This window comes from uncultured Jatrophihabitans sp., assembly GCF_964252635.1.
Taxonomy (GTDB): domain Bacteria; phylum Actinomycetota; class Actinomycetes; order Mycobacteriales; family Jatrophihabitantaceae; genus Jatrophihabitans.
Genome location: NZ_CAXUNP010000013.1, coordinates 65204 through 79149 on the forward strand (window position 1 = coordinate 65204; position 13946 = coordinate 79149).

Sequence of the window (13946 nt, forward strand, 5' to 3'; positions counted from 1 at the left end):
CATAATAGTTTGCATGGCTAACAATGCCTTACCGGCGAGTTTCCTCGCCCTCGGTGACAGCTTCACCGAGGGCCTGAACGACCTTCGTGACGACGGCACCATGCGCGGTTGGGCGGACCGCTTCGCCCTGCTGCTGGACGAGGCGCGGCCGGGCATCCGCTACGGCAACCTCGCCATCCGCGGGCGGGTCCTCCAGCAGATCCTCGACGAGCAGCTGCCGATCGCGCTGGCCGAACATCCCGACCTCGTCGGCTTCTCGGCCGGCGGCAACGACATCCTGCGCGTGGGCAGCGACCCGGACGAGGTGGCGGCCCGCTACGAGAACGGCGTCCGTGAGCTGCGCGCCGCAGGCAGCCGGGTGCTCGTGTTCACCGGTTTCGACGTCGGGGTAACGCCCGTCCTGCGCCTGGCCCGCGGCAAGATCGCCATCTACAACGAGCACCTGCGGGTCATCGCTAGTCGCAACGACTGCGACCTGGTCGACCTGTGGTCGCTGGACACGCTGCGCGACCGCCGCTCCTTCAGCGAGGACCGGCTGCACCTGTCCGCCGAGGGCCACGAGCGGGTGGCCCGTTTGGTGGCCCACGTCGTCGGTGTGCCGGCGGGCGATCCGGAGGAGCCGTACACCACGATGCAGTCCGCCGGGTCGCGTCGTGCCGACCTGCACTGGGCCCGGGAACACCTGCTGCCGTGGGTCGGGCGTCGCGTGCGGCACCAGTCCAGCGGCGACGACGTGCCGGTCAAGCGACCCGAACTCAGCGAGCTGCGTCCGCCGCTCGGCTGACGGGGGCAGATGCCGCGATCGCGGACGCCAGGAACGGCGCGGTGACGCTCTCACCGCTGCCCGACACCACCTGCGGCGTGCCCGACACGACGACCCGGCCGCCCTCCGCACCGCCACCGGGACCCAGGTCGATGACGTGGTCGGCGCGCGCCGCGACGCCCATGTCGTGTTCGACGAGCACGACCGTGGCGCCGCTGCCGACGAGCTCCCCGAGCTGGGCCATCAGCCGGTCGGTGTCGGCCGGGTGCAGGCCGGTCGTGGGCTCGTCGAGCAGGTAGAGCGTGCCCGCCCGTCGGCGCCGCTGCAGCTCGCTGGCCAGCTTGATGCGCTGCGCCTCACCGCCCGACAGCTCGGTGGCGGGCTGGCCGAGCGTCAGGTAGCCGAGCCCGATGGCGCGCAGGGTCGTGAGACTGCGCTCGACACTCGGTTGGTCGGCGAACACGTCGACGGCGGCGTCGACGGTCAGGGCGAGCACGTCGGCAATGGTGTGACCCCGCCAGGTGATCTCCAGCGTCTCCGGGTTGTACCGCGCGCCGTGACAGGTCGGGCACGGGCTGTAGGTGCCGGGCAGGAACAGCAGTTCGACGGCCACGAAACCCTCGCCCTGGCAGGTCGGGCAACGTCCGGCGGCCACGTTGAAGGAGAAGCGCCCCACGCCGTACCCGCGGCTGCGGGCCTCGTCGGTCGCCGCGAACAGCTTGCGGACGCCGTCGAACAGGCCCGTGTAGGTGGCCAGGTTCGACCGCGGGGTGCGGCCGATGGGTCGCTGGTCGACCTGCACGAGACGGTGCACGTCCTCCAGGCCCAGCACCCGGTCGACGCTGCTGCCCGTTCCGGAGGTCAGGTCGTCGTCGTCCTGATCACCGTCGGCGTCGACGTCTGCGTCGACGGCGGGGGAGTCGTCGGTGCCGAGCGCGTCCCGAACCGCGTCGGCCAGCACGGTCAGCAGCGTGGACTTCCCCGACCCTGAGACACCCGTCAGGACAGTCAGCACGCCGAGCGGGATGTCGACGTCGAGGTCATGCAGGTTGTGCCGTTCGACGCCGTGCAGGCCGAGCGTGCCCGTCGGCGTGCGAGCGGGTGACTCGGGGCCGGCGGCGGTCGCGTCCGGGAAGAGGTAGGGCCGGGTCAGCGACTCGGTGACGGTACGCAGGCCGTCGACAGGGCCGCTGTGCAGCAGCCGTCCGCCCCGGGTACCGGCGCCGGGGCCGATGTCGATCAACCAGTCGGCCGCGCGCAGCAGGTCGAGGTCGTGCTCGACGACGACCAGCGAGTTGCCGGCGGCACGCAGGCGGTCGAGCACCGTCCGCAGCGCCGCGGTGTCGGCCGGGTGCAGCCCAGCGGACGGCTCGTCGAGCACGTAGACAACCCCGAACAGCCGCGACCGCAGCGCGGTGGCCAGGCGCAGTCGTTGCAGCTCGCCCGAGGACAGGGTCGGGGCCGGACGGGCCACCGACAGGTAGCCCAGGCCGAGTTCCACCAGGACCTCGATGCGGGCGAGGACGTCGGGGACGATCGTCGCCGGCACGCTGTCGTTCGAACGGGCACCGTGGGCCGCACGCTCCAACGCATCCCGCAGCACCGTGGCCAGGTCGGCGACGGCGAGAGCGGTCAGCTCGGGAAGGGTGTGCCCGGCGAAGGTGACAGCCATGGCCTCGGCGCGCAGGCCCGATCCGTGGCACAGCGGGCAGGCGCTGACGTCGACGAACCGCAGCACCCGCCTGCGCAACGTCGAGCTCTGGGTGTCGGCGAGCGTGTGCAGGACGTAGCGCCGCGCGCTCTGGTACGTGCCCTGGTAGGGCCGCTGGATGCGGTGCGCCTCGCGCTGCGCGTGCACGGTGACGACGGGCTGTTCGTCGGTGAACAGGATCCAGTCGCGGTCGGCCTGCGCCAGTTCCCGCCAGGGCCGGTCGACGTCGTAACCGAGGGTGGCCAGGATGTCGCGGTAGTTCTTGCCCTGCCATGCACCTGGCCACGCCGCGACCGCGTGCTCGCGGATCGACAGCGACGGGTCGGGCACGAGCGACTGCTCGCTCACCTCGTGCACGCGTCCGAGCCCGTGACAGCGGGGGCAGGCCCCGGCGGGTGTGTTCGGCGAGAACGCGTCCGAGTCGAGCCGCGCCGCGCCCTTGGGATAGGTCCCCGCTCGCGACAGCAGCATGCGCAGCGAGTTCGAGACGGTGGTGATCGTGCCGACCGTCGAACGCGACCCCGGCGCGGCGTGCGTCTGCTGCAGCGCGACGGCCGGCGGCAGACCGTCGATGTCGCGCACGTCGGCCGCCCCGACCTGGTGGATCAGCCGACGTGCGTACGGAGCCACTGACTCGAGGTAGCGCAGTTGCGCCTCGGCATAGATCGTGCCGAACGCCAGCGACGACTTGCCCGATCCGGAGACGCCGGTGACGACCACGAAGGCGTCGCGGGGGAGGTCGACGTCGAGATCACGCAGGTTGTGCACCCGCGCACCGCGGACCCGGATCATCGCGTCGTCGGCCACGGGCCGACTCTAGGCGGGCAGCGCTCACGGGGAGCGCTCGCGGGCAGCGGGTCAGTCGCGGAAGGTGCGGGCGGCCTGCTCGATGCGCTCGACGTGGGTGCGACGCTGATCGGCGTCGTCGAGACCGAGGTTGTCGTTGCCGTCGCGCACCCCGAGCCTGCCGTCCACGGTCTCGCGCAGGATGTCGGCATGACCTGCATGGCGGTGGGTCTCGGCGATGAGGTGCACGAGGACCTGGTGCAGCGTGACGGACCGCCGTTCGACCGGCCACCAGGGCACGGTTCCCGCGGCGTCGAGCGGCAGCGCGTCGACCGTGGCGTCGGAGTGGGTCCATACCCTGCGGTACAGCTCGACGATGCCCTCGCGCGACTCGTCGGCCGTGGCCCACATGTCCGCCTCCGGTTCGCGGTCGTCGACCAGCCAGGCCGGCGGGTCCGGGAAGGGGCGGTCGAAAACGAGGCCCAGGTACTCGGCGTCCACCCCGGCCGTGTGCTTGACGAGGCCGAGCAGGTTCGTCCCGGAGTCGACGAGCGGGCGGCGGGCGTCGTACTCGCCGACCCCCTCGAGCTTCCACAGCAGCGCCTCGCGCCCGCGTTGCAGGTACTGGCGCAGATCGTTCTTCTCGCTCATGTTCAGTGCTCCGTGGTGTCGGCGCCGTGTCGTGGTGGTTTGAGGACGGCGAACGGATCGGTGACGGTGAGGTGCCGGGTGGCGAAGCGGTACAGGGTGGCCGGTCGGCCGCCGGTCGCACCCGACGACGCCGTGCGCCGCGTCGATTCGATCATGTGGCGACGGGACAGGACTCGGGTCAGGTTCGTGGCGCCGACGTCGTACCCGAGGGCCGCGGACACGATGTCGCGCAGCTCGGAGATCGCGAACTCGTGCGGGGCCAGGGCGAACCCGATGTTGGTGTAGGACAGCTTGGCGCGCAGCCGCTCGACGGCCGCGTCGATGAAGAAGTGGTGGTCGAAGGCCAGCGGCGGCAGGTCGTCGACCGGTTGCCAGGCGGTGTCGGACGGCAGCGCGGGATCGACGTCGGACGGCACCAGCCCCAGGTAGGCGGTGGCCAGCACGCGGGCCCGTGGATCGCGCCCGACTGCGCTGTGCGTTGCGAGCTGCTCGCGATGCGCGAGCTCACGGACGTCGACCTTGGTCGCGAGGTGCCGGGTGATCGCATCGCGCAGCCGCTCGTCGGGCTCGACCCCGCCGCCGGGCAGCGACCAGCGGCCACGGAACGGGGCTCGCGCGCGCCGCCACAACAGCACGCACAACTGGCCCCGACGCACGGAGAGCACGACGGCCAGCACTTCGTGGGGGTAGCTCAGCCAGTCGATCCCGTCACTGTTCCCACCGGTGGCCACGGCCGTGATGCTATCGTCGGACCAGTAATCGCCTACTAGGCGAAAACCGGCAGTGAGGGAGACGCTCGTGACCCAGACCGTGACGAGCTGGCAGGACGAGGTCCATCGGCTGGCCCGCGAGCGCGACGCCGTCGTCCTCGCGCACAACTACCAGGAGCCGGAGATCCAGGACGTGGCCGACCACGTCGGCGACTCGCTGGCGCTGTCGCGGATCGCGGCACGCACCGACGCGAGCACGATCGTTTTCTGCGGGGTGCACTTCATGGCCGAGACGGCCAAGATCCTCAGCCCGGACAAGACGGTTCTCGTGCCGACCGCGGACGCCGGCTGCTCGCTGGCCGACACCATCGACGTCGAGCAGCTGCGGGCCTGGAAGGCCGAACACCCGGGCGCGGCGGTCGTCGCCTACGTCAACACCTCGGCGGCGGTGAAGGCCGAGTCCGACATCTGCTGCACCTCCTCGAACGCCGTCGAGGTCGTCGAGTCGATCCCGGCCGAGCAGGAGGTGCTGTTCCTGCCCGACCAGTTCCTGGGTGCTCACGTGCGACGGCAGACCGGACGCGACAACATCCAGGTGTGGCTGGGGGAGTGCCACGTGCACGCCGGCATCAGCCCGACCGACGTGCGCTCGCAGGTCGCGGCCCACCCGGACGCCGAACTGCTCGTGCACCCGGAGTGCGGGTGCGCCAACTCCGCGATCTGGCTGGCCGGCGAGGGTGATCTCCCGATGGGTCGCACGCGGATCCTGTCGACCGGTGGCATGGTCGACGCCGCCCGGGACATGACGTCGCGTACTGCGCTCGTCGCCACCGAGATCGGCATGTTGCACCAACTGCGTAAGGTCAACCAGCAGACGACCTTTCTGCCGATGAACCCCAAGGCGTCGTGCCGGTTCATGAAGATGAACACGCCGGACCTGCTGCTGCGCGCGCTGCGCGAGGGCCGCGACGAGGTCGACGTGCCCGCCAACGTCTCCGCCCGAGCGCGGTCCGCGGTGGAGAAGATGATCGCGCTCGGCAACCCCGGGGGTGGGGAATGAGCGAGGCTCGCGGAGCGGACGTGTCAATGAGCACGGATGTCGACGTCCTGATCGTGGGGGCGGGCGTGGCCGGGTTGTCCACCGCGCTGGGCCTGGCCGCCACGCGCTCGGTGCTGGTGCTCAGCGCCGGCGACGGCAGCACCCCGTGGGCGCAGGGCGGCATCGCCATCGCCTTCGGCGACGACGAGCCCGCCGACCACGCCGCCGACACGCATGTCGCAGGCGCCGGCATCTGTGACGAGGACGCCGTGCGCGTGCTCGTCGAGGAGGGCCCGGCCCGTGTCGCCGAACTCATCGCGTCCGGCGCCGTGCTCGACCGCGACGAGACCGGTGAGCTGTCGCGCACGATCGAGGGCGGCCACGGACGGCCGCGTGTCGTGCACGCCGGGGGCGACGCGACCGGGGCCGAGGTCGCCCGCAGCCTGCTGGCGACGGTGCGCGCCGCAGGCGTGACCGTGCTCGACGCGCGAGTGACCGGGTTGCTGCTCGACGACGACGACCGTGTCGTGGGCGCGGCCACCAGCCAGGGTCGGATCCGCGCTCGCGCGGTCGTGCTGGCCACCGGCGGCATCGGTAACGCCTACCGGGCCAGCACCAACCCCGCCGCGGTCCGGGGCGACGGCATCGCGCTCGCGCTGCGCGCCGGCGCGTCGGTCGTCGACATGGAGTTCGTGCAGTTCCATCCGACGGTGCTGCACACCGGCGCCGCGGACGGCCAGCTGCCGCTGGTCACCGAGGCCGTGCGCGGGGAGGGCGCGCACCTGCTCGACGTACGCGGTCGCCGCATCATGGCCGGGCGGCACCCGCTCGAGGACCTGGCCCCCCGGGACATCGTGGCCCGCGAGATCGACGCCGCGATGCACCGTGACGGGTCGGCTCACGTGTGGTTGGACGCGACGGCCATCGACGGGGCCACGTTGCGGCGCCGCTTCCCGACCGTGCTCGCTTCGTGTGCCGCGATCGGGGTCGACCCGGCCGTGGACGCCATCCCGGTCGCACCGGCCGAACACTTCCTCTGCGGCGGTGTCCGTACCGACCGTCGCGGCGCCACCGACGTCCCCGGCCTGTACGCCGTGGGCGAGGCTGCGGCCACCGGCGTGCACGGCGCGAACCGGCTGGCGTCCAACAGCCTGCTCGAAGGGCTGGTCTTCGGGCGCCGGCTGGCCGGTGAGTTGACCCTCGTGCTGCCACCGGCCGGGCGTCCTGCGCGGACGGTCGAGCTGGGCGACGACGCCGATCCCCGACGCGTGCAGGAAGTGCTCTCGGCCCGTGCCGGCATCCGCCGTGATGCGTCGGGTCTCGCGACAGCCCACGACGAGCTGGCCGCCCTCGGCGACGGGCCGCTCGCGACCGTCGCGCGGGCCGTGGTCGTCGGAGCTACGACGCGGACGGAGAGCCGTGGCTGCCACTGGCGGGCGGACTTCCCGGACAGCAGCACGGCGTGGCTGCGCCCGGTCGTCGTCCGCCTCGGGCCCGACGGTCGCCCGGTCGCGGACGACACCCTGGTGCGGGTCGCTTCCTAGGCCGTCTTCTCGGCGGCCCGCACCACGCCGCGTCCGATGATCAGCTGCTGGATCTGGCTGGTGCCCTCGTAGATCCGGAACAGGCGCGCGTCGCGGTACAACCGCTCGACGGCGACACCGCGCATGTAACCCATCCCGCCGTGGATCTGCACGGCACGGTCGGCGACACGGCCCACGGCCTCGGAGGCGTAGTACTTCACCATCGACGGTTCGGTCCGCCCGATCGTGCCGCCGTCGAACGCCGCCGACGCGCGGGCCAGCATGGCCTCGCCGGCGTAGAGCTCGGTCGCGGACTCGGCGAGCATGGCCTGCACAAGCTGGTAGTCGGCCACCCGCGAACCGCCCTGCCGGCGGCCGACGGCGAACTCCGTCGACTCGTCGAGCAGGCGGCGCATCATGCCCACACAGATGGCGGCCACGGACAGCCGGCCTCGTGCCACGGACTGCATGGCGATGCGGTAACCCTGGTCACCGCCCACCCGCGCGGTCGCCGGGATGCGGGCGTCGCTGAGGTAGATCTCGCTGGTCAGGCTGCCGGCCTGGCCCATCTTGTGGTCCTTCGGGCCTACCTCGACGCCCGGCGTGTCGGTCGGGACGGCGAACACCGAGATGCCGGTGTCCTGGCCGTCGTCCAGCACCCGCGCGAAGATCATCACCAGGTGAGCGGCGGGGGCGTTGGTGATTCACCGCTTCGTGCCGTCGAGGACGAACTCGTCTCCGTCGACGCGGGCCGTGGTCTTGAGCGACGACGGGTCGGAACCCGCGTCCGGCTCGGTGAGCCCGAACGAGGCGATGACCTCTCCGGAGGCGATGCGCGGCAACCACTGCTGCTTCTGCTCGTCGGTGCCGGCCATGACCAGGATCTGCCCGGCCAGCCCGTTGTTGGTGCCGAGCATGGACCGGAACGCCGGCGCGGCGTAGGACAGCTCCACCACCAGCTCGGCCTCCTGCGCCATCGACAGGCCGAGGCCGCCGAACTCCTCCGGCAGCGCGAAGCCGAACAGACCCATCTCGGCGGCCTGCTTGCGCAGCTCGTCCGGGATCTCGTCCTTCTCGTCGATCTCCGCCTCACGGGGCAGCACCTCGCTGCGCACGAAGCGCTTGACCTCGGTCAGGGCCTGCCGGAAATCCTCGTCGTCCATCGCAGGGTCCGGCGCTTCAGTCCGCGGACCGGATGGTGAGCACCGGGCACGGCGCGCCCATGAGGACGCGCTGCGCGGTGCTGCCCAGCACGGCCTTGGCGACCGGGGACACCCGCTTGATGCCGACGACGACCAGCTCGGCGTCGGACTGGTCGGCGGCCTCGAGCAGGGCCTCGGCCGGTCGCTGCCCCGTCGTGGCCTCGATCGTGCGGATCTCGTGCCGGACGCCACCGGCGGTCAGCTCGGCGTCCAGGGCGTCGAGGTTCTTCTCGTCCGCGGCGGTCGGGTGTGCGTAACCGGCACCGCCGATGACATTGACGACGATCACGTCGCTGTCGCGCCACAGGGCCTCCTGCGCGGCGAGACGGACGGCTTGCAGGCCACTGGCATCGGGCACGTAGCCCACGACGACGGTCATGGGCTGATCGTAGGCCGCTGCCGGCCCCTCGCGTGAGGGGTCACCCGGCGGCGATCACCGACCGTGGAACTCGGCCGTGCGGCGTTCGCGGAACGCGGCCGTGCCCTCGACGTAGTCGGCCGTGTCGAACAGGGCCAGTTGCCCGGCGCGCTCGGTGGTGTGCGCCGCGTCGAGTCCCGCGAGGGTGGCGTCGGCGAGCGCGGCCTTGGTGCGCCCGTACGCCAACGTGGGGCCGTTGGCGAGCTTGGCGACGAGCGCCTCGAGCTCGTTGTCGTAGGCGTCGTCGTCGGCGACGTGGCTCACGAGTCCCCACTCGAGGGCCTGGGCCGCCGGGATGCGCTCGCCGAGCAGCGCCATGCGTGAAGCGCGCGCCCGGCCGATCGCGGCCGGGACGATCGCGGTCGCACCGCCGTCGGGCATCAGGCCGATGTTGGCGAAGGCGAGCAGCAGGTAGGCGCTGCCGCGCACCACCTGCAGGTCGCAGGACAGCGCGATCGTGGCGCCGACGCCGGCCGCGAGTCCGTTGACGCCGGCGACCACCGGCTTGGCGGAGTGCACGATCGCGTGGACGAGGTGGTTGGCGCCGTCGAGCGTGCCGGTGACGTCGGTGCCGCCGTCACCGATGTCGGCGCCAGAACTGAACGCCCGGCCGATGCCGGTGATCACGACGACGCGGATCTCCGGATCGCCGGAGGCGGCGTGAATGCGGTCCGCAGCCTTCTCGAGCATGCCGGGGGTGAGTGCGTTGAGGGCGTCGGGGCGGTTGAACCGCAGGACCAACCGCCCGGCGTCGAGCAGGACCTCGAGATCGTCCAGGCCGGCTACCGGCATCGTTGCCTCCATCGTTTGTCGTGGTGATGTGCGGACTAGCGCGGCGCCATCCGGATCGCGCCGTCGAGACGGATGACCTCGCCGTTGAGCATCGGGTTCTCGACGATCGAGCCGACCAGCAGGGCGTACTCGGACGGGTCACCGAGGCGGGCCGGGTGCGGCACCTGCGCGCCGAGCGCGGTCTGCACGTCGTCCGGCAACGAGCTCAGCAACGGGGTCCGGAACAAGCCGGGCGCGATGGTGACGACGCGGATCTTGCTGGCCGCGAGGTCGCGCGCGACCGGCAGGGTCATGCCGACGATGCCGCCCTTGGACGCCGAGTAGGCGGCCTGCCCGATCTGGCCGTCGAACGCGGCCACCGAGGCGGTGTTGACGATGACACCGCGCTCGTCGTCGACCTCGTCGTTGGCCACCATGCGTTCGGCCGCGAGCCGGATGACGTTGAAGGTGCCGATCAGGTTGACCGTGACGACCTTGGTGAAGTCGCCGAGCGGTGCCGGGCCGTGCTTGCCCACGGTCTTGGCGGCCGGCCCGATCCCGGCGCAGTTCACGGTGACGCGCAGCGTGCCCAGCTCGGCCGCGACGTTCAGTGCGGCCCGGACGTCGTCCTCCGAGGTCACGTCGCCCGGGCTGAAGCGGGCCCGGGCGCCGAGGTCCGCCGCCACCTTCTCCCCGTCGGAGGAGGGCAGGTCGATCAGCACGACGGCGGCGCCCCCGTCCGTCAGCTTGCGGGCAGTGGCGAGGCCGAGCCCGGAGGCCCCGCCGGTGATGAGCGCGACGGCTCCGTCGAGACGCACTGGCTGCTCCATCCGTTGGCGGTATCGGCCCGACTATAGGACCGGCGGCGCTCGTCGCCGGCGCCCAGCCCGGGCACAGCTGGCGCACCTACCGTTCAGGCATGACGCGCTCGGACACGACGTCCCCGCCGGAGTCCGAGTCCTCGCCCAAGCGGCTGGTGCGGCGGGCCGAGGCCTTCCGTGAGGGCGTGCGCGCCAGACCGGGAGGGACCCTCGGCTGGCGCATCGCCGTCACCGCCGTCGGCGTCGTCGTGGTGCTCGGCGGCATCGTGCTGGTGCCGCTGCCGGGCCCAGGTTGGCTGATCATCTTCGCCGGCCTCGGAGTGCTGGCCACCGAGTACGAGTGGGCCCGGCGGCTGCTGCGCTTCGCCCGGGACCAGGTGCAGCGGTGGACGGACTGGGTAAAGCGCCAGCCCCGGTGGATCCAGGGCCTGGTCGGGCTGCTCGGCGTCGTGTTCCTGGCCGCCGTGTTCGTGGCCGTGTACGTCGTTCTTTATGCCTGAGCGGTGCCCTGTAGTCTGATCCGCGCCGCTTCGCACGATCCAGCGGTCGTCCCGGGCGATTAGCTCAGCGGGAGAGCACTGCCTTCACACGGCAGGGGTCACTGGTTCGATCCCAGTATCGCCCACCAGCTTCTAGCCCAGCGATCCCGGCCTTTTAGCGGCCACACCACGCTCACTTTCGGTCCGCGGTTTTCGAATTCAGTCCGCATTTAGTCCGCACACGCTCACCAAACATGGACCGTTGGGTGCCGTCGGCAGGCAGTGATTGACATCGATTAATGGCTGCGATGCCCGTTCGCGAGAGCCTGCGCTCGCTCTCGAAACGCGCGAGTCCAGTCATCGAGGTCTCGAGCTGTCTGTCGTCCCATGCCGTGCCTGGCGTGCGATATCCGTCTGATTGAGACTCGACGGTGGGCTTACGGCTTCGGTCGTCGCGTCCAGAGATGCGACGGGTCGGCTCGATAACCGTCTGCCGGTCAGCGCAGGCTGATCAAGGCGATGCCTCCCAGGACAACGGCGGCGCCGGCAATCCGGCGGGCGACGTGCCGTTCGTGAAACAGCCACCAGGCGAGCAGGGCAGCGATGACGATTGACGACTCGCGCAGCGGCGCGACGATCGCGACGGGCAGAGTCTGCAACGCGGTCAGCACCAGGATGTATGCGAGCGGCGACAGAATTGCCACCAGGCCGATAGCGCGCAAGTTCGCCCCCACCGTCTTGGGGATCGCCGAGCGCCGCTGCACCGCCCACGGCGAGAGCAGCAGCGTCTCGAGAATCAGGGTCGCCGCAAAGTAGGTGACCGGTTGGAGGTGCAGGGTGGCGATCGAGTAGCTGTCCCACAGCGTGTACGCCGAGATCGACGCCCCAGTCGCGACTCCCCATAGCAATGGGCCGAGCGGCGTCCCGCCCACGAACGGGTTGCCGATGACGACCACCACGCCGGCGATGATCAGGAGAGCGCCGAGCGTGGCGACGACGCCGGGCCGCTCGCCCAGTAGGGCGATCGCGACGATCAGGGTTAGCAGTGGGCCGGTGCCGCGAGCGACGGGGTAAACGAGGCCGACGTCGGAAGATCGGTACCCCCGTTGCAGAACAAGCGAGTACACGACGTGCAATGCCGCAGATACGAACGCAGCCAGGGCCAACGACCACGTCCGCGTCTCGCCGCGCGACATGGGCACGGTCACCGTGACAACCAGGCACAGCACGCCGGACAGCGCCGTATAAGCCCAGACGAAAACAAACGTGTCACCGTCAGCGTCCTTGGACGCCAAGTTCCACAGTGCGTGCGCCAAAGCCGCGATGAGGACGAGCACAAGTGGACCGGCGTTCACGTGGCGCTACCGTGTACGGGTGCGACCGCCGATCTCGGACTGTGACGAGCTGCTGGCACTACTGGTGTCCTTGGACGGTGTCTATGACGCCCCACCGCCTGAAGGCGACCCGGTCGACCTGCTGCAACACGGTCTGCAGTGCGCTCACGAACTTCGCGCACACCATCCCGACGACGTCGAGCTGCAACTGGCCGGTCTGGTCCACGACGTGGGCCACGCCGTCAGTGACGACCCCGATCACGCGCGCACGGGCAGACAGATCGTCGCGCCGGTGCTGGGTACACGCGTCGCGGAGCTGGTCGGCCTGCACGTAGCAGCCAAGCGTTACCTGGCCGCCACCGAGGACTACGAGCTGTCGGAGGCCAGCCGGCTCAGCCTGCAGCGTCAAGGGGCCGCGATGGCCCCGGCCGAGATGGAGGCGTTCCTCGCCCTGCCGCTTGCCGCCGACGCGATCGCGCTGCGCCGGGCTGACGAAGCGGCCAAGATTGTCGAGCTCGACGTGCCGGGTCTCGAGACCTGGTCCCGACCGATGCGGCAGCACGCGATTCTCGTGGCCGCGGCTCAGGGCGCGACCGAGTAGCGCGGCTTCGGGCCGGCCGGCCCGGTGAGCAGACCCGGCAGGTCGTCGAGCGGCAGCGGGTCAGCCACCAGCTCCTGCCACGGCACCGACTGGCAGGTCGCGAGCAGGAAGTCGATCGCCTGCGTTAGGTGCCACGGCTCGTAGTTGTGGACCCCCGCAATGCTCAGGTGGCGTCGCACCACCGCCTCGGCATCCAGGGCCACCGGTGCACCGGGCGCAACCGAACCGGCGAGCACCGCCACGCCCTGGACGTCCAGGCGCCCGAGGGCCGCTTCGACCGCGGTGGACACGCCCGAGAACTCGAGCACGACGTCGACCTCGGCGGCCTCATCGACCGATGCGAGTGTGACGGTGGCACCGCATCGCAGCGCGAGCTCACGGCGCCCGGCGTCGGGATCGACCGCGATTACCTCAGCCGCCGCGTCCCTGCTCGCGGAGGCGCAGGCGGTCAAGCCCAGCATGCCCGCGCCGACGACGAGCGTGCGCCGCCCAGCGAGCGGGCCGGCGCGATCGACGACCGCCATGACGGTGGCGGTGGCGCATGCGGCAGGAGCGGCAAACGCGTCGGGAAGCTCGTCAGGCACAATTGCGACGGCCAGCCCGGCCGGCAGCAACACGTGCTCCGCGTAACCGCCGGACAGCGGCCAGCCGGAATTCAGCGGCTCGTGCCCGGACTTCCGCAGCGTGCGGCACTTGGCACTAACCCCGGACCGGCACCGGTCGCACTGGCCGCAGCCCAACGTCACCGACCACACGACGCGTTGTCCGACGTGCAGGGGCGAACCGCCGATTGCGCAGGCGCCCCCGGTTCCCAACTCGACAATTTCGCCCACCGCTTCGTGGCCGAGGACCGACGGGCAGGGCGACGGGCGACGGCCACTAACGGTGTGGCGGTCGCTGCCGCAGACGGTCGCGAGCCGGACGCGCACCAGCACCTCGCCGGCCTGCACCGCGGCCACCGGCAGGTTTTCGACCACGATGCAGTCTCCGCCGTGCCACACCGCGGCACGGGTGACGACCGGCGAAGCAGCGATGGTCATGATCCGGCGAGCGCGTCGGGGGGCAGCCCGAGCCGTCCTGGTACGTCGGCGACTGACGCGAGGATGTGCGAGTCTGGCGCGCGGCCGAGTGCGGGCG

The 13946-nt window shown here is 71.3% G+C and carries 13 protein-coding genes, 1 tRNA gene and 1 pseudogene; 6 read left to right on the plus strand and 9 right to left on the minus strand.

Going from position 1 to position 13946, the window contains the following annotated elements; genetic code table 11:
* The first annotated feature begins 13 nt into the window (after positions 1-13).
* Positions 14-784, plus strand: coding sequence for an SGNH/GDSL hydrolase family protein (locus ACFFCA_RS08310; protein ID WP_375483665.1), 771 nt, complete (start codon positions 14-16; stop codon positions 782-784).
* Here ACFFCA_RS08310 and ACFFCA_RS08315 read toward each other — a convergent pair.
* From ACFFCA_RS08315 to ACFFCA_RS08325, 3 genes are all read right to left on the minus strand, one after another.
* Complete coding sequence (locus ACFFCA_RS08315; RefSeq protein WP_375483712.1) at positions 756-3266, minus strand: ABC transporter; 2511 nt, start codon at positions 3264-3266, stop codon at positions 756-758. The two genes, ACFFCA_RS08310 and ACFFCA_RS08315, sit on opposite strands and share 29 nt — an antisense overlap.
* A gap of 66 nt (positions 3267-3332) precedes the next feature.
* A complete protein-coding gene (locus tag ACFFCA_RS08320; protein WP_375483667.1) occupies positions 3333-3911 on the minus strand; it encodes a DinB family protein in 579 nt (192 codons plus the stop codon).
* A 2-nt stretch (positions 3912-3913) separates the two neighbouring features.
* Entirely contained in the window at positions 3914-4642 is a 729-nt protein-coding gene (locus ACFFCA_RS08325) for an NUDIX domain-containing protein (RefSeq protein ID WP_375483669.1), read from the minus strand.
* A 67-nt stretch (positions 4643-4709) separates the two neighbouring features.
* Between ACFFCA_RS08325 and nadA the strand changes: the two genes are divergently transcribed.
* Both nadA and nadB read left to right on the plus strand, forming a co-directional pair.
* A complete protein-coding gene (gene nadA / locus ACFFCA_RS08330; protein WP_375483671.1) occupies positions 4710-5681 on the plus strand; it encodes a quinolinate synthase NadA in 972 nt (323 codons plus the stop codon).
* 26 nt (positions 5682-5707) lie between these two features.
* Complete coding sequence (gene nadB, locus ACFFCA_RS08335; RefSeq protein ID WP_375483673.1) at positions 5708-7204, plus strand: L-aspartate oxidase; 1497 nt, start codon at positions 5708-5710, stop codon at positions 7202-7204.
* Here the strand turns inward: nadB and ACFFCA_RS08340 are convergent.
* The 4 genes and pseudogenes from ACFFCA_RS08340 to ACFFCA_RS08355 all read right to left on the minus strand — a co-directional run bounded on the left by ACFFCA_RS08340 (position 7201) and on the right by ACFFCA_RS08355 (position 10404).
* A pseudogene (locus ACFFCA_RS08340) lies at positions 7201-8346 on the minus strand (acyl-CoA dehydrogenase family protein). The gene nadB and the pseudogene ACFFCA_RS08340 sit on opposite strands and share 4 nt — an antisense overlap.
* Positions 8347-8362: 16 nt before the next feature.
* Positions 8363-8764: a universal stress protein gene (locus ACFFCA_RS08345; RefSeq protein ID WP_375483675.1), complete on the minus strand. Its 402-nt coding sequence runs from the start codon at positions 8762-8764 to the stop codon at positions 8363-8365.
* Positions 8765-8818: 54 nt separating this feature from the next.
* On the minus strand, positions 8819-9595 hold the full coding sequence (locus ACFFCA_RS08350) for an enoyl-CoA hydratase (RefSeq protein ID WP_375483677.1): 777 nt from the start codon (positions 9593-9595) through the stop codon (positions 8819-8821).
* A 35-nt stretch (positions 9596-9630) separates the two neighbouring features.
* Positions 9631-10404, minus strand: a complete 774-nt coding sequence (locus ACFFCA_RS08355; protein WP_375483678.1) for a 3-hydroxyacyl-CoA dehydrogenase — start codon at positions 10402-10404, stop codon at positions 9631-9633.
* An 89-nt stretch (positions 10405-10493) separates the two neighbouring features.
* Here ACFFCA_RS08355 and ACFFCA_RS08360 point away from each other — a divergent pair, with 89 nt between their 5' ends.
* Positions 10494-10895, plus strand: coding sequence for a TIGR02611 family protein (locus ACFFCA_RS08360; protein ID WP_375483680.1), 402 nt, complete (start codon positions 10494-10496; stop codon positions 10893-10895).
* A gap of 53 nt (positions 10896-10948) precedes the next feature.
* Positions 10949-11023: transfer RNA gene (locus ACFFCA_RS08365), tRNA-Val, on the plus strand.
* A 348-nt stretch (positions 11024-11371) separates the two neighbouring features.
* On the opposite strand, the gene ACFFCA_RS08370 is transcribed toward ACFFCA_RS08365, so the two are convergent.
* Positions 11372-12229, minus strand: coding sequence for a DMT family transporter (locus ACFFCA_RS08370; RefSeq protein WP_375483682.1), 858 nt, complete (start codon positions 12227-12229; stop codon positions 11372-11374).
* Between ACFFCA_RS08370 and ACFFCA_RS08375 the strand changes: the two genes are divergently transcribed.
* Complete coding sequence (locus tag ACFFCA_RS08375) at positions 12198-12809, plus strand: HD domain-containing protein (protein ID WP_375483714.1); 612 nt, start codon at positions 12198-12200, stop codon at positions 12807-12809. The genes ACFFCA_RS08370 and ACFFCA_RS08375 overlap by 32 nt on opposite strands.
* On the opposite strand, the gene ACFFCA_RS08380 is transcribed toward ACFFCA_RS08375, so the two are convergent.
* Complete coding sequence (locus ACFFCA_RS08380; RefSeq protein ID WP_375483684.1) at positions 12791-13849, minus strand: zinc-binding dehydrogenase; 1059 nt, start codon at positions 13847-13849, stop codon at positions 12791-12793. The two genes, ACFFCA_RS08375 and ACFFCA_RS08380, sit on opposite strands and share 19 nt — an antisense overlap.
* Positions 13850-13946 lie beyond the last annotated feature (97 nt).